At 60.1% G+C, this 14,073-nt stretch carries 17 protein-coding genes and 1 riboswitch; of the genes, 16 read left to right on the top strand and 1 reads right to left on the bottom strand.

What is annotated here, in order from left to right; all coding sequences use genetic code 11:
• The first annotated feature begins 28 nt into the window (after positions 1–28).
• A riboswitch (cyclic di-AMP (ydaO/yuaA leader) is annotated at positions 29–240 on the top strand.
• 314 nt (positions 241–554) lie between these two features.
• From BM235_RS29550 to BM235_RS29485, 14 genes are all read left to right on the top strand, one after another.
• Complete coding sequence (locus tag BM235_RS29550) at positions 555–1,706, top strand: 3D domain-containing protein (protein ID WP_090117856.1); 1,152 nt, start codon at positions 555–557, stop codon at positions 1,704–1,706.
• Positions 1,707–1,957: 251 nt separating this feature from the next.
• A complete protein-coding gene (rnmV, locus tag BM235_RS29545; RefSeq protein ID WP_090117875.1) occupies positions 1,958–2,551 on the top strand; it encodes a ribonuclease M5 in 594 nt (197 codons plus the stop codon).
• Entirely contained in the window at positions 2,548–3,465 is a 918-nt protein-coding gene (rsmA, locus tag BM235_RS29540) for a 16S rRNA (adenine(1518)-N(6)/adenine(1519)-N(6))-dimethyltransferase RsmA (RefSeq protein WP_304441425.1), read from the top strand. Before rnmV ends, rsmA begins: the two co-directional genes overlap by 4 nt.
• A gap of 102 nt (positions 3,466–3,567) precedes the next feature.
• Entirely contained in the window at positions 3,568–4,452 is an 885-nt protein-coding gene (yabG, locus tag BM235_RS29535; RefSeq protein ID WP_090117855.1) for a sporulation peptidase YabG, read from the top strand.
• A gap of 152 nt (positions 4,453–4,604) precedes the next feature.
• Entirely contained in the window at positions 4,605–4,877 is a 273-nt protein-coding gene (veg, locus tag BM235_RS29530) for a biofilm formation stimulator Veg (protein ID WP_090117854.1), read from the top strand.
• A gap of 145 nt (positions 4,878–5,022) precedes the next feature.
• Complete coding sequence (locus BM235_RS29525) at positions 5,023–5,208, top strand: small, acid-soluble spore protein, alpha/beta type (protein ID WP_090117853.1); 186 nt, start codon at positions 5,023–5,025, stop codon at positions 5,206–5,208.
• Between the two features lie 185 nt (positions 5,209–5,393).
• Positions 5,394–6,251, top strand: a complete 858-nt coding sequence (gene ispE, locus BM235_RS29520) for a 4-(cytidine 5'-diphospho)-2-C-methyl-D-erythritol kinase (protein ID WP_090117852.1) — start codon at positions 5,394–5,396, stop codon at positions 6,249–6,251.
• A 121-nt stretch (positions 6,252–6,372) separates the two neighbouring features.
• Positions 6,373–7,200, top strand: coding sequence for a pur operon repressor (gene purR, locus BM235_RS29515; RefSeq protein WP_090117851.1), 828 nt, complete (start codon positions 6,373–6,375; stop codon positions 7,198–7,200).
• Positions 7,201–7,403: 203 nt separating this feature from the next.
• Positions 7,404–8,315 carry a helix-turn-helix transcriptional regulator gene (locus tag BM235_RS29510; RefSeq protein ID WP_090117850.1) on the top strand — a complete coding sequence of 304 codons (912 nt, stop codon included), beginning with the start codon at positions 7,404–7,406 and terminating at the stop codon, positions 8,313–8,315.
• Positions 8,316–8,379: 64 nt separating this feature from the next.
• Entirely contained in the window at positions 8,380–8,562 is a 183-nt protein-coding gene (locus BM235_RS29505) for a hypothetical protein (protein WP_090117849.1), read from the top strand.
• Between the two features lie 218 nt (positions 8,563–8,780).
• Positions 8,781–9,068, top strand: coding sequence for a septation regulator SpoVG (gene spoVG / locus BM235_RS29500; RefSeq protein ID WP_067781204.1), 288 nt, complete (start codon positions 8,781–8,783; stop codon positions 9,066–9,068).
• A gap of 160 nt (positions 9,069–9,228) precedes the next feature.
• A complete protein-coding gene (glmU, locus tag BM235_RS29495; RefSeq protein WP_090117848.1) occupies positions 9,229–10,653 on the top strand; it encodes a bifunctional UDP-N-acetylglucosamine diphosphorylase/glucosamine-1-phosphate N-acetyltransferase GlmU in 1,425 nt (474 codons plus the stop codon).
• 91 nt (positions 10,654–10,744) lie between these two features.
• Positions 10,745–11,701 carry a ribose-phosphate diphosphokinase gene (locus BM235_RS29490; RefSeq protein ID WP_090117847.1) on the top strand — a complete coding sequence of 319 codons (957 nt, stop codon included), beginning with the start codon at positions 10,745–10,747 and terminating at the stop codon, positions 11,699–11,701.
• 146 nt (positions 11,702–11,847) lie between these two features.
• Positions 11,848–12,495, top strand: coding sequence for a 50S ribosomal protein L25 (locus tag BM235_RS29485; protein ID WP_090117846.1), 648 nt, complete (start codon positions 11,848–11,850; stop codon positions 12,493–12,495).
• A 205-nt stretch (positions 12,496–12,700) separates the two neighbouring features.
• On the opposite strand, the gene BM235_RS29480 is transcribed toward BM235_RS29485, so the two are convergent.
• Positions 12,701–12,904, bottom strand: a complete 204-nt coding sequence (locus BM235_RS29480) for a hypothetical protein (protein ID WP_255374658.1) — start codon at positions 12,902–12,904, stop codon at positions 12,701–12,703.
• A gap of 110 nt (positions 12,905–13,014) precedes the next feature.
• Here BM235_RS29480 and pth point away from each other — a divergent pair, with 110 nt between their 5' ends.
• Positions 13,015–13,578 (top strand): aminoacyl-tRNA hydrolase, encoded by a 564-nt coding sequence (gene pth, locus BM235_RS29475; protein ID WP_090117845.1) that lies wholly within the window; start codon positions 13,015–13,017, stop codon positions 13,576–13,578.
• 171 nt (positions 13,579–13,749) lie between these two features.
• Positions 13,750–13,980, top strand: a complete 231-nt coding sequence (locus BM235_RS29470; protein ID WP_090117844.1) for an anti-sigma-F factor Fin family protein — start codon at positions 13,750–13,752, stop codon at positions 13,978–13,980.
• The last annotated feature ends 93 nt before the right edge of the window (positions 13,981–14,073 follow it).

Below are 14,073 nucleotides of genomic sequence, written 5' to 3'. Positions count from 1 at the left end.
TAATCCAGAAGTCCGAATATGACATTCCTTTTCCAGTGCGCTTAATCTCCCTAACCGGGAGAGCGGGGGACCCGACGCGGACGATATCGGCACTTGCCGATGTCCGAGCGGCCGAGCAATCTTGGGGTGAATAGCAAACGACGGGCGCCGTCCGGCTGACGGCCGACCGACCGATGCTTAGGGCAGACTCTCAACGCCCGAACCCGACAGCTAACCTCGCAAGCGTAGTAGAGAGAGGCAACCTCGTGCCGCCCCATCGTCCCTCGTCCAGTTGAGCGGAAGCCACGACCAGGCCCTCTGTCGCAGGCTTTTTTTGTGCCCGAATTCACGTATTCGGCGCAACAAGCCGACAAAGACCGCTCCTCGGAAGCACCAAAGGGATCGACTGGCAGGCGCATGACATGCCTTTACAGCTGGGCAAGGCGGCGCAAATTCGCTCGTGTGCAAGCCGCTCCACACGAAGCTTCCAGCGCCGTTATCACAAATGGATAGTCGCGTCAGACGAATATCATGTAAAACAGTCGACGGCGAGGCTATGAAGGAGGAACGAGAAAATGGGTGCAATTCCCCTTCAAGGGACCCATGATCCACGACCGACCGGCAAGCTTACCGCAGCGCGATGGTTGCATGAGCATCTGCGTTTGATTCTCTTGAGCGCAATCTTGTCCTTTGCTCTTACCATCTGTCTCATCATGCTGCTGCACGGCGCGTCCGCCAAGAGCGTGACCGTCGTGGACGGCGGGAAATCTACCGTCATCCAAACCCGTACTTCCGATGTCTCCGCCTTGCTTAAGGAGGCAGGCATCACGGTCGGTCCAAACGATCGGTTGTCGGCAGCGCTCACGTCCTCCGTAGAGGACGGCACGCGTGTCGTCATTGATCGAGCAATGAGCGTTCAGCTCGTCGCAGACGGGAAGAAAGAGACCAAATATACAACACTCCAGACGGTCGGCGATCTGCTGAAGGACGAAGGCATCACGCTTTCCGCCGAAGACAAAGTCACGCCGGCCGTCACGGCGAAGATCGACGAGGGTCTGCAGGTGAAGGTCGTCCGCGTCAAGCGGGAGGTCGTCACGACCGAGCATCCGCTGGCGTACAAAGTCGTCAAGACAGCGGACCAAAACTTGCTGGTCGGCAAGACGAAGGTCGTGCAGACGGGCAAGCAAGGCTTGCTGGTGAAAAAGTTCGAGCGCGTCTACGAAGACGGCAAGCTCGTCGACGAGCAGCTGGTCTACAAATCGCTTGAGCAGCCGATCGTTCAGCAAGTCGTGGCCGTCGGAGCGAAGAAAAAAGCGGCAGTCGTATCGCTTGCTTACAACAAAACGGCGAGCGCCGTAAAGACGCTCCAATTAAACGGCAAATCCGTGAAGGTGAAGAGCGTCTTGTCAGGCGTCACGTTAACCGCGTATTCCGCAGGTCCGGCTTCGACAGGCAAGGATGTCGGCGATGCGGGCTATGGCATCACGGCTTCGGGAACCACGGTATCCGAGGGCCGCACGATCGCCGTCGATCCGGATGTCGTGCCATTAGGCTGGTGGGTCTACATCGAAGGCATCGGCTTCCGCCGCGCGGAAGATACGGGCAGCGCGATCAAAGGCAAGAAGATCGACGTGTATTACGACAGCGAGAGGTATGCGAATAAGTTCGGCAAGAAACGCGGCAACACCGTATACGTGATCGGTCCGGTTAAGCCATCCGCCGACTGATTAGGTTCTTAGTCATCATTACCCGCTATTATCGATTTTGTGTCTAATTTATGTCGAGCGGCTACATTTTTTTCGCGGCGGTCTGGTCGGATCGCCGCATTCCGGGAAGGGGCTCTGGCCCCTTCCCTTTGTCATTTGCGGGATGTGGGCTATAATAAGGCATATAGAACGACGCGAACGGAACGAACGGAACGAACGGAACGAACGGAGCGAACGGGGTGAACGGCATCGGCCTGGCTAGGATAGCGGAGATGATCGTCGTGGAAGGCAAAGAGGATACCGTGGCGATCCGCAGGGCGGTCGACGCGGATACGATCGAGACGGGCGGCTCCGCGATCGACGAAAAGGTGCTGCGCCGCATCGAGCTGGCCCGCGAGCGGCGGGGCGTCATTATTTTTACGGATCCGGACGTGCCGGGCGAGAAGATACGCAAGATCATCGAGGCGAGAGTGCCGGGATGCAGCCATGCGTTCTTGGCGAAGGCCGATGCGCGCGGCAAAGACGGCATCGGCGTCGAGCATGCGCGACCGGAGGCGATTCGCGCGGCGCTGGCTCGCGTGCGGGCGTCGGCAGGCGGCGGCGCGCAGGCGGCGGCCGACGTGACGGCCAGCGGTGCGACCCAAGCGGAAGCGGGCGAGCCCGCGATCGCCTGGGCGGACCTGATCGATGCGGGGCTGATCGTGCATCCGGCCGCCGCGAGCCGCAGGGAGCGCATGGGCGAGCTGCTGGGCATCGGCTATGCGAACGGCAAGCAGTTTTACAAGCGGCTCGGCATGTTTCGCATTACGCGTGCGGAGTTCGCCGAGGCGCTAAGGCAGCTGACGAGAGAGGGAGTAGGCGAATGACGAAGCAGGCGGGCGGCGCCGGCGGGACGGCCATGGGCGCCATGGACATCGCGACGCCGACGCGGACGAAGGATATCATCCGCAAGCACGGTTTTACCTTCAAGAAAAGCTTAGGCCAAAACTTTCTGATCGATAAAAATATATTGGACAAGATCGTGGACGCCGCCGCCCTTAACAAGGACAAGGGCGCCCTCGAGATCGGACCGGGCATCGGCGCGCTAACGGAGCGGCTGGCGCAGGAAGCGGGCAAGGTCGCCGCGGTCGAGATCGACAACCGGCTTATCCCGATCCTCGAAGAGGTGCTCTCGCCCTACCCGCACGTATCCGTCGTGCACGGCGACGTGCTGAAGACCGATCTGGCGAAGCTGTGGGCGGAGCGCTTCGCCGGCTGCAGCGAGGTCAGCGTCGTCGCGAACCTGCCGTATTACGTGACGACGCCGATCGTCATGACGCTGCTCGAGCAGAAGCTGCCGCTCGACCGGATCGTCGTCATGGTCCAGAAGGAAGTGGCCGAGCGGATGGCGGCCAAGCCCGGAGGCAAGGACTACGGCACGCTCAGCATCGCCGTTCAGTACTATTGCGTGCCGGACATCGTCTGCGTCGTGCCGTCCGGCGCCTTCATCCCTGCGCCGAACGTCGATTCGGCCGTCATCCGGCTGACCAAGCGCCAGGCGCCGCCGGTCGAAGTCTCCGACGAGGCGCGTTTCTTCCGCGTCGTGCACGCGGCCTTCACGCAGCGGCGCAAGACGCTGCACAACAACCTGGCCGCGCTCATCGGCAAGGAGCGCAAGGGCGAGCTCGCCGGCCTGCTCGAGGCATGCGGCGTGAAGCCGGAGCGCCGCGGCGAGACGCTGTCGCTTCAGGAGTTCGCGACGCTGTCCGAGGCCTTGGCCGCCGCCGGCATGATCGAATAAAATCCGAGGGTCCCTGCCATGCCGGCGGGGACCCTCGTTCGCGTTAATGCGTGCACCTTCGGGCTTGCCTCTCCATAGGATAGACGAAGAGGTGATTCGCCCATGAAGCTAGGGGACTTGGTCGTCCGCAAATCGTACGGCGGCGATGTATTGTTCCGAATCGCAGCCCTGCTGCAAAATACGGCGGTGCTGCGGGGAACGGATTATCGGCTGCTCGCGGATGCGCCCGTCGGAGACCTCGAGCAGGTACGGAACCCGGACGAGCTGCGCGGCCCCCGGACGGCTCGCGTGCAGGCCAGCGAATCGGTGAGACGAATGCAGGCGGAGCGCGCCCACGCCCAGGAGGGAATTGAAGAAGAAGCTTCGTCCGGCCAGCGCAAACCGTACTTCGAGATGCCGGGCAAGGTGCTCCATCTGGACGGCGACGTCAATTATTTGAAAAAGAGCATGGCCGTATACAGGCAGCTGCGCATGCCCGCCGAAGGCGTGCACTGCCACGAATCGCAGATGGCTGCGGCGGTAGCCGACTTGCTGCCGAAGGTGATGCCCGATATCGTGGTGATCACGGGCCACGACGGCGTCTACAAGAACAGAACCGACTACGAGCAGCTGTCGAGTTATAAAAACACGGGCAACTTCATTCAGGCCGTCCGGACTGCGCGCAGCTACGACAAGAGCAGGGATTCCCTCATCGTCGTCGCGGGCGCCTGCCAATCGCACTTCGAGGCGCTGATGTCCGCGGGAGCGAACTTCGCCAGCTCGCCGGCGCGCATCATGATCCACGCGCTCGATCCGGTCTATGTCGCCGTCCGCGCGGCCTTCACGCCGTTCAGGGAGACGATCGACCTGCCCGACGTCATCTCGCATACGATCAGCGGCATGCGGGGCGTCGGCGGCGTGGAGTCGCTGGGCAAATACCGGATCGGACTTCCGAATATCAAGCCGACCAACATCGTCCCCACGATCCCGGCCTCGGAATTTGGCTGAATCCTATTTCCTCAGACTCATTTTGCTTAAAAATAAAATGATAATGCTAAAACATTATTGACAATAATTCTTGTCCACTGCTATAATATTTGACCACTTGACACCTCCCCTGTGTTTAGGTATAATTTACAGGGAAAGAGGTGGTAGTGGACATGTCCAAGAACGCGCTTCTGGATATCAAACGAAGCTTGGAGCCGCATATCGGGTCCAAGATCATGCTCCGCGCCAACGGTGGCCGCCGTAAAACCATCGAACGCACGGGAGTTCTCGAAGAAATTTACCCGTCGGTGTTCATCGTCAAGCTGGACCAGGAGCAGAATGCGTTCAAACGCGTCTCGTACAGCTATGCCGACATTCTAACCGAGTCCGTCGAAGTCATGCTGTGCAGTGAACAAGGTCAGGTCCGCATCGATTTGCAGCACTGAGCTTTCGGGATCGTTAAGGCAGTCGCGCCGTTACAGGCTCGGCTGCCTGTTTTGCATTCGCGGGACGTCTTGGGGACACCCTAACCGGTGACGGCGGCGCAGCTCGTCGCGCAGCGTCGTCATAGCCAAACGGGGAGGGATCTGTATGAGCCGCAGGCGCAGAGGACGGACGATGACTGAATCGTTCAAGACGGAGCTCGCCAAGGATCTGGGTTTCTACGGGAAGGTCGAGAGCGAAGGCTGGGGCGCCATCAGCACCAAGGATGCCGGGAACATGGTCAAGCGGGCGATCCAGCTCGCCGAACAGTCGCTGGCGCGCAAGCAGGACTGACACGGCTCCGGCGACTTCGCCGGGCTGGCGCATAGCTGGAAGAAGAAGCCGCCGGGGGCATCCCCGGCTTTTGCATATATAGGATAGTCCCTGCCAAATCGCAATTCGGGCGGGGGTTTGTTATAATATGTTAAGCTTTGGAACGACAGGAATCAGGCGAAGCAGAAGGTCTGGCAGGTGGGCATATGACGAAAATATACGAGAAGGCGCCGGCGAAAATCAATCTGGTGCTCGACGTGCTGCGCAAGCGGGAAGACGGCTATCACGAAGTGGAAATGGTCATGACGATGGTGGATCTCGCCGATCGTCTCGCGCTCGAGGAGCTCCAGCGCGATCAGATCGTGCTGGCCAGCCAAGCCGGCTTTATCCCGCTTGACGAGAAGAATCTGGCCTTTCAGGCCGCCAAGCTGCTGAAGCAGCGTTACGGCGTCAAGAAAGGCGTATATATTTATCTGGACAAGCAGATCCCGGTGGCCGCCGGCCTCGCGGGCGGAAGCAGCGATGCCGCCGCCGCGCTGCGCGGGCTGAATCGGCTCTGGGATCTGAATCTCGGCGTGCCGGAGCTTGAAGCGCTCGGCGCCGAGCTGGGCTCGGACGTGCCTTTCTGCGTGCGGGGAGGCACGGCGCTGGCAACCGGGCGCGGCGAGCGACTCGAGAGCCTGGACAGCCCGCCGCAGTGTTGGGTCGTGCTGGCCAAGCCGCCCATCAACGTCTCGACCGCGGACGTGTACGGGCGGTTCCGGGTGAACGAAGTCGGGACGCATCCTTCCGTGCCGGACATGCTCGAGGCGCTGCGCGAGGGGTCCTTCGAACGGATGTGCGGCGCGCTCGGCAACGTGCTGGAGAAAGTGACGCTATCCCACTATCCGGAGGTCAGGCAGATCAAGGAAGTGATGACGCGGCTCGGCGCGGACGGCGTGCTCATGTCGGGCAGCGGGCCGACCGTCTTCGGGCTCGTGTCCAAGGAGTCGAAGCTTGCCCGTATTTACAACGGACTGCGCGGGTTTTGCAAAGAGGTCTACGTCGTCCGCATGCTTACCTAAAGGTCACGCATTCCAACGAGTGTAAGAAAGGTTGCCATCAACCTTTTCCACGCCTTGCCCAAAACCGGATAAAAGTGTTATGATATCGTTATAATATTCGGTTTTGGACGGGGTGGATCCGATGAAAAAGTTAAAGCGCAGTGCGCGGCTCGTAGAAATGACGCAATATCTGCTCGATCGCCCCCATACGTTAATATCATTGACAGCATTTGCAGAGCGCTACCAGTCCGCGAAGTCTTCGATCAGCGAGGATCTCGCGATCATCAAGGAAGTATTCGAGGACGAAGGGATCGGCGAGCTCCATACGCTGGCGGGCGCCGCCGGCGGCGTGCGCTTCATCCCGAAGTGCCGCAAGGATCAGGCGCTCCGCAAGATCGAGGAAGTATGCAGCATGCTGGAGCAGCCGGATCGCCTGCTGCCCGGCGGATATTTATATATGACCGACCTGCTGGGCCAGCCCGGACTGCTGCAGGATCTCGGTCGCATGTTCGCGACGGCGTTCGCGGATCGGGACATCGACGTCATCATGACGGTGGAGACGAAGGGCATCCCGTTGGCGCACGCCGCGTCTCAGTACCTGAACGTTCCCGTCGTCATCGTCAGGCGCGATCACAAGGTGACGGAGGGCTCCGTCGTCAGCATCAACTACGTCTCCGGCTCCAACAAGCGCATCCAGACGATGTCGCTGGCCCGGCGCGCGCTCAAGGAGCAGTCCCGCGTGCTCATCATCGACGACTTCATGAAGGCGGGCGGGACGATTCAAGGCATGGTCGACCTGCTCAGCGAATTCCGGGCGATCGTGGCCGGCGTAGGCGTGCTGGTCGAATCGGGCGAGGTGGACAACGAGGAGCGTCTGCTGCACGATTATATTTCCCTGGCACGGCTTACCGAGGTCGATCTGAAGACGAGACATATCGCGGTTCAGCCGGGCAATTTCTTTCAATCCTAATCAAGCATGGAACGGGGGAATCGATAACGCGAGGATAAACCGTCGGCTTCGAATTCGAAGCCGGCGGTTTTTTGTCGATCTCTCTATTGTTTCTGCCGACTTGCGGTAGGACCATCAGCTTATTTGCGAGGCAAAGCATCGCTTGGGCGAGGATTCCAGCGTATAATAAAGGGGACCATACGTTCCCTTGGCGGTGATAGGCAGTGAAGCTGGAGAGGCTCATTTCGATTACATATGCTTTGCTGAATCAGGAAGTCATATCGGCGGCGGCGCTCGCTGCGCAACATCAGGTATCGCCGAGGACGATCTACCGGGATATCGAGGCGATCTGCGCTGCAGGCATACCGGTCGTCTCCTACCAAGGCTCCAACGGCGGATTCGGCATTATCGAGGCATACAAGATGGATCGGAGTCTCCTCGCCCCCGATGACGTGAACAGCCTCATTACGCTGCTTAGCAGCACGAAGACCGTGTTCAGGGACGCTCGAACGGAGCGGACGCTCGATCGGCTGCGTACGGTTCAGTCTTCCGAGCGGGTGCCGAGCCTTACGCTGGATTTGGGCAGCTGGCGGATGAACAACGAGCTGTTGCACGAACTGCGCAAGGCGATCACGTCACGCTGCGTCGTCCGCTTCCGCTATGTCAACGCGAAGAACGACCGCATCGATCGCTTGGTGGAGCCCGTAACCTTGCATTTCAAATATTACGCTTGGTACTTGCACGGCTACTGCCGCACGCGCGCCGATTATCGGGTATTCAAGCTGTCGAGGATCACGGATCTCAGCCTGACGGAGGAGCCGGTGCTTCGCGAGCATGCGCCGACGGAGCTGAACGTCGGAGAGGGACTGTCCCGCGAACGGGATATGACGGGCGCCGTCATCCGATTCGCGTCCGATGCCGTGGCTTCGGCGCTGGACTGCTTCTATGCGGAAGAAAAAAACTTTGAGCCGAACGGGGAACTGACCGTGCGAATCGTGAATCCGACGGATTCGGACTGGCTTTTATCTCAGGTACTCGGCTATGGCGGCAGCGCCTTTATTGAAGAGCCGGAATGGCTCAGAGAAGAGCTGCGCACCAAGCTCGCGAATTTGTGCGCGCGGTACGAGGAAGTATGACAGACAGCTGTCATACTTCTTTTTTTATAATAGGCACATACGTTCCTATGAGAGGGGTATGGCCATGACGATGATTTACCACCACCATATGCTGGAGGAGCAGGTTCGCGAGCATCGACGCGAGATCGAAGCGGTGAACCGCGAAGCCTGGAAATGGGCTGACCGTCGAAAGGCGAGGCGAACGGCGAAGACGGCTTCGCGCGGCGGGGTTCAGATGTTGATCGCCGCGCTGGGAAGATGGTTGTAAGGCGGCGTTTGGAACTCCGTTTTCCGATGGCCTGGCGCCGCGCGAAGACGGAGTTTTTGTCGAAAAAAAGCCAATGGCGGCGTACGATGTCGACAATATCCGGCACTGAAAAAATATTTAAAATAATGGACTAGTTTTACCAGATTTAAGAAGGAATCCGCACGATTTTGTGGAATATTACACCAAGTCTTCTGATGGGGCAAAGGTGGTGAACACAAGTGCAAATTACAGATGTCAGACTCCGCCGCGTTAATTCCGAGGGGCGAATGAAGGCAATCGCGTCTATCACGATCGACAACGAGTTCGTCGTCCATGATATTCGCGTGATCGACGGCAACAACGGCATGTTCGTTGCGATGCCAAGCAAACGTACGCCCGACGGAGAATTCCGAGATATCGCTCATCCCATCTCTTCGGGCACGCGGGAGAAGATCCAGTCCGCCGTACTCGCCGAGTACGAGCGCGCCGCCGTGGAGGAAGAAGAGGTGCTGGTCGAAGGTGCGTAGTGCTTGTGTTCGCGCTTAGGCGACGATATGCGCCGAGAATAGGAAGTAGCATCGCGAGAGCCGGCGACGGCTCTCTTTTCATTTGCTTTGTAATAAGCTATGATCACAAGTGAAAAAGACCGTGCGCGCGGGAAGCGGGAAAAGGAGGCATTCGCCCGATATGACGAGAATGGCTGTGATTCTGGCTGCCGGACAAGGCAAGCGGATGAAATCCAAATTATATAAAGTGCTGCATCCGGTATGCGGCAAGCCCATGGTGGGGCACGTGCTCGACGCGGTCCGGGGCATCGGCTGCGAGCGTGCCGTCGTCGTCGTCGGCCACGGCGCGGAGGCCGTACAGCGGACGCTGGGCGATTCGGTCGAATACGCGCTGCAGCAGCAGCAGCTCGGCACCGGACACGCGGTGCTTCAGGCCGCGCCGGCGATCGGCACTGCCGACGGCGTGACGATCGTCGTCTGCGGCGACACGCCGCTCGTCAGCTCGGAGACGCTGGAGGCGCTCATCGCGCTGCATACGGCCGAAGGCGCAGCCGCTACGATCCTGACCGCGGAGCTCGCGCAGCCTGCAGGCTACGGACGCATCGTCCGCGGCGAAGACTGCAGCGTGCACCGCATCGTGGAGCAGAAGGACTGCACGCCTGAGCAGGCGGCGATCCGGGAGATCAACACCGGCACTTATTGCTTCGACAACTTGAAGCTGTTCGAGGCGCTCGCCGCCGTCACGAACGACAATGCCCAAGGCGAGTACTACCTCACCGACGTGATCGGCATCCTTCAGGCGCGCGGAGAGCGCATCTCCGCTTCGGTCGCGGCAGACCCGGCCGAGTCGATCGGCGTCAACGACCGCATCGCGCTGTCCGAGGCGGAGCGGCTCATGCGGGAGCGCATCGCGCGGCGTCACCAGACGAACGGCGTGACGATCGTGGATCCGGCCGGCACCTATATCGAGGCGGGCGTGACGATCGGCGCGGACACGGTGCTGTATCCGGGCACGGTCCTGCGGGGCAACACGGTCATCGGCGAAGACTGCGTCATCGGGCCGTCGGCGGATCTAACCGATACGACGGTCGGAGACGGCACGACGATCCGCCAATCGGTGGCGGAATCGGCGCAGCTCGGCGCCGGATGCGCCGTAGGTCCCTTCGCTTACCTGCGGCCGGGCACGAAGCTCGCGGACAACGTCAAGATCGGCGACTTCGTCGAGATCAAGAACGCCGAGATCGGCGAAGGCAGCAAAGTGCCGCATCTGAGCTACGTTGGCGACGCGGTCGTCGGCAGCGGCACCAACATCGGCTGCGGGACGATTACCGCCAACTACGACGGGTATAATAAATCGAAGACCGTCATCGGCGACGATGCCTTCATCGGCAGCAATTCCAACCTGATCGCCCCGGTGACCATCGGCAACGGCGCTTACGTCGTCGCCGGCTCTACCGTCACGCACGACGTGCCGGACGGCAGCGTCGCGATCGCGCGCGCCCGACAGGAGAACAAGGACGGCTACGCGGATAAGCTCCGGTCAAGGGCCAAGTCGAAGAAGGAAGCCGCCGCGAAGCTCAAGGACGGCGAAGACACCCGCGCATAGGCGGGATTGATTCAAACGGACGGCGATGCGCCGCCGCCCTGCGCCCCGGCGCGGGCGCGACGCTCGTCGACCTCACGAAAGCGAGGCGCTTATGAGTTATCCCGACAACACCCTGAAACTATTCTCCTGCAGCTCGAATCCACGCCTGACGGAGGCGATAGCAAGGCATATCAGCGTGCCGCTCGGCGACGTAAAGGTTACCCGATTCAGCGACGGAGAGATCCACATCCGGCTGAACGAGAGCGTGCGCGGCGCGGACGTGTTCGTCGTTCAATCGACCTCCTGGCCGGTCAACGAGCATCTGATGGAGCTGCTCGTCATGGTCGACGCGCTTAAGCGCGCCTCCGCCAAGACGATCAACGTCGTCATCCCTTACTATGGCTACGGCCGCCAGGACCGCAAGGCGCGATCCCGCGACCCGATCACCGCGAAGCTGGTCGCCAATCTCATCGAGACGGCGGGCGCGCACCGCGTCATCGCCATGGACCTGCACGCCATGCAGATCCAGGGCTTCTTCGACATCCCGGTCGATCATCTGCTCGGCGTCCCGATTCTGGGCGACTACTTCCAGAGCAAGGGTCTCATCGCCCCCGTCGTCGTCTCCCCCGACCACGGCGGCGTGGTACGGGCGCGTCGGCTGGCGGACGAGCTCCAGGCGCCGCTCGCCATCATCGACAAGCGGCGTCCGGAGCCCAACGTCGTCGAGGTCATGAACATCATCGGCGACGTCTCCGGACGAACGGCGATCCTGATCGACGACATTATCGACACGGCCGGCACGATCTGTCTGGCCGCCCAGGCGCTCAAGGAAGCGGGCGCGCGAGAGATCTACGCCTGCTGCACCCACGCCGTGCTGTCCGGACAAGCTATGGAGCGGCTCGAGTCGTCGCCGATCACCGAGGTGACCGTGACCGACACGATCCCCCTCCGCTCGCCGGGCGCTTCTACCAAGATGCGCGTATTGTCCGTCGCGCCGCTGCTGGGCGAAGCGATCGTGCGCATTCACGAGGAACAATCCATCAGCAAGCTTTTCGAACCACATGCTTGAATCGCTTGAGGGCCGCGCCGACTCCTTGGAGTTGGTCGCGGCCTTCTTTTGCGGCCGCACGGATTGCCTTTTTTGTTTAGCGCCCCCTCCCGAAGGGTAAAATAAATGCATGTCTTCAAATTTTGCAGCAATCGGGAGGAATCGGTATGACGACGACATTGCGTGCGGAATCGCGCCAGCGCTCTACGAAAGGTGCGCTTAGGCAGCTTCGGATACAAGGCCGGGTACCCGGCGTCGTGTACGGCAAGGGCTTGCAAGAGCCGAGTCCCATCGCTCTCGACAGCAAGGAGCTCTCGGCGCTGATGCGCGGACATGCGCATGCGGTGCTTCAGCTCGAGGTGCCGGGCAGCGGCAGCCAATCCGTCCTGCTGACGGACGTACAGCGGGATAAGCTCAGCGGTCAGGTGCTGCATGTCGACTTCCACCAGATCAACCTCAACGAGAAGATCAAGGCGCCGATCCGCGTCGAAGTCTCGGGCACGAGCCCGGGCGAAAAAGAAGGCGGCCTGCTGACCGTCGTGCTTCACGAGATCGAAGTGGAGTGCGTCGCCCGCGACCTGCCCGAGTCCGTCACGGCAGACATCTCGTCCCTGGGCTTCGGCGAGAATCTGACGATCGGACAGCTCGCGTTCCCGCCCGGCGTCAAGCCGCTGCAGGACGAAGAGACCGTAGTCATCGCCGTGCTCGCGCCGCAGAAGGACATCTCCGCCGAGGAGGCGGACGCTTCGGCCGACGCGTCCGAAGAGAATGCGAAGCATCACGACGCGGCGCAAGCCGTGGAGACGGACGCCTAAGCATCTCCCATGCATGCACACACTTATCCACATATGTGAACAAGAAGCGCCGGGCTGTGGATAGCCTTGGCGTTTCTTATTTACCAAGGGATTTCGAGCAAAGCGCCTTTCTTGTTTTTTCACAGAATTGTGGATGCTTTGTGGATAAAATAAAGCAGAGAGCCGCCTGTCCCTTCGGACGGACGGCTCTCTGCTTGAGATTCGACTAGTACCCGGGCCTCGAGATGAACGTAAACGACTTGCGGCAATACACGTTGTTGTTGACCTTCACGTATTCTTTGCCATAATATTCGATGAACCCGATGTCGCTGTGCTCCTTGTTCCGATAGATCTGAACGGGCACCTCCGCTACGATATGGTCGGCGAAGTGCCTGTCATGGGACAAGGTCTGGCCGTTGATGTACATCATTGATCATCACCACCCCTGGCGTTTGTGCTATGTAACCTAGATGACACTGCGGCAGGCGAATTCGTTGCAGCTTGCCCTTAAAATTATGTTGAAACGGAGCTGAATTACCGATGAGATGGATCGTAGGCCTAGGCAATCCCGGACCGGAATACGCGGCGACCCGGCACAATGCGGGCTTCATGGTCGTCGACGAGCTGGCGCGGCGCTGGAGCACGCAGGTGAACCAGAGCAAGTGCAAAGGCCTATACGGAGAAGCGCGGGTGCGCGGCGAAAAGGTGGCGCTGCTGAAGCCGATGACGTATATGAATCTGTCGGGGGAGTCGGTGCGGGCGCTGATGGATTATTACAAGGTCCCCCTTGAAGACGGCATCATCGTTTACGATGACCTCGACACGGAGACGGGCAAGATCCGGCTTCGGTATCAAGGGAGCGCGGGCGGCCACAACGGCATCAAATCCATCATCGCGCATACGGGGACCCAGTCGTTCAACCGGGTGCGTATGGGCATTTCGCGTCCCGTCGGCGGCATGAAGGTGGTCGACTACGTGCTTGGCGTATTTCCGAAGAGCGAGCAGGAAGCGCTGCGGACGATGATCTCTGACGCATGCGACGCCATCGAGTACGCGCTCGATCACCCGTTCGAGGAGACGATGGCGAAGTTCAACGGCAAGTAATACGGGGGAAAGCAGAACCTCGAGCGCGCGCGCAAAACGAGGAGAAACGGTCATCCGCAGGATGCGTCATCCATTTCCGCTTAAAATCGCCGATGGTCGGGCATACTGAAGGAAGCGCGGCTCCATGGCTCGTCCATGGCCGCATAATCTGCCTTCAGGAGGCATACCCATATGGCTGTGAACTACGTTTGCCGACACTGCCGCACGCCGCTTGGCCGATTCGAGGGGGCCGACGTATCCGAATATAGGCTGGGCTTGCATTTCTTGACCCCCGAAGAGCGAAAGCGTATAATAGCGTATAATTCAAACGGAGATGTGACGGTGCAGGTGGTCTGCGATTACTGCAGCCAGGCGCTCGACCATCACCCCGAACTGGCGCTGCTGAGCAATCCGCTCCAATAAGCGCCGCCGTCCGCTGCGACAAACGAACGATATAAGAGGCCTCGGCTTTACGCCCAGGCTTCTTTTTGAATGAACGTGAACGTAGATTGCACG

The organism is Cohnella sp. OV330, from assembly GCF_900112065.1.
Taxonomy (GTDB): Bacteria; Bacillota; Bacilli; order Paenibacillales; family Paenibacillaceae; genus Cohnella.
The sequence above is the reverse complement of the archived record's forward strand: the minus strand, read 5'-3'. Positions and strand labels throughout refer to the sequence as shown.

What these genes read in the sequence shown, in the direction of transcription:
- pth (WP_090117845.1), top strand. Translation starts at nt 13,015, where the DNA reads ATGAGATGGATCGTAGGCCTAGGCAATCCCGGACCGGAATACGCGGCG.
- rnmV (WP_090117875.1), top strand. Translation starts at nt 1,958, where the DNA reads ATGATCGTCGTGGAAGGCAAAGAGGATACCGTGGCGATCCGCAGGGCG.
- rsmA (WP_304441425.1), top strand. Translation starts at nt 2,548, where the DNA reads ATGACGAAGCAGGCGGGCGGCGCCGGCGGGACGGCCATGGGCGCCATG.
- purR (WP_090117851.1), top strand. Translation starts at nt 6,373, where the DNA reads ATGAAAAAGTTAAAGCGCAGTGCGCGGCTCGTAGAAATGACGCAATAT.
- BM235_RS29470 (WP_090117844.1), top strand. Translation starts at nt 13,750, where the DNA reads ATGGCTGTGAACTACGTTTGCCGACACTGCCGCACGCCGCTTGGCCGA.
- yabG (WP_090117855.1), top strand. Translation starts at nt 3,568, where the DNA reads ATGAAGCTAGGGGACTTGGTCGTCCGCAAATCGTACGGCGGCGATGTA.
- BM235_RS29485 (WP_090117846.1), top strand. Translation starts at nt 11,848, where the DNA reads ATGACGACGACATTGCGTGCGGAATCGCGCCAGCGCTCTACGAAAGGT.
- veg (WP_090117854.1), top strand. Translation starts at nt 4,605, where the DNA reads ATGTCCAAGAACGCGCTTCTGGATATCAAACGAAGCTTGGAGCCGCAT.
- BM235_RS29480 (WP_255374658.1), bottom strand. Translation starts at nt 12,904, where the DNA reads ATGATGTACATCAACGGCCAGACCTTGTCCCATGACAGGCACTTCGCC.
- glmU (WP_090117848.1), top strand. Translation starts at nt 9,229, where the DNA reads ATGACGAGAATGGCTGTGATTCTGGCTGCCGGACAAGGCAAGCGGATG.
- BM235_RS29505 (WP_090117849.1), top strand. Translation starts at nt 8,380, where the DNA reads ATGACGATGATTTACCACCACCATATGCTGGAGGAGCAGGTTCGCGAG.
- BM235_RS29525 (WP_090117853.1), top strand. Translation starts at nt 5,023, where the DNA reads ATGAGCCGCAGGCGCAGAGGACGGACGATGACTGAATCGTTCAAGACG.
- ispE (WP_090117852.1), top strand. Translation starts at nt 5,394, where the DNA reads ATGACGAAAATATACGAGAAGGCGCCGGCGAAAATCAATCTGGTGCTC.
- BM235_RS29490 (WP_090117847.1), top strand. Translation starts at nt 10,745, where the DNA reads ATGAGTTATCCCGACAACACCCTGAAACTATTCTCCTGCAGCTCGAAT.
- BM235_RS29550 (WP_090117856.1), top strand. Translation starts at nt 555, where the DNA reads ATGGGTGCAATTCCCCTTCAAGGGACCCATGATCCACGACCGACCGGC.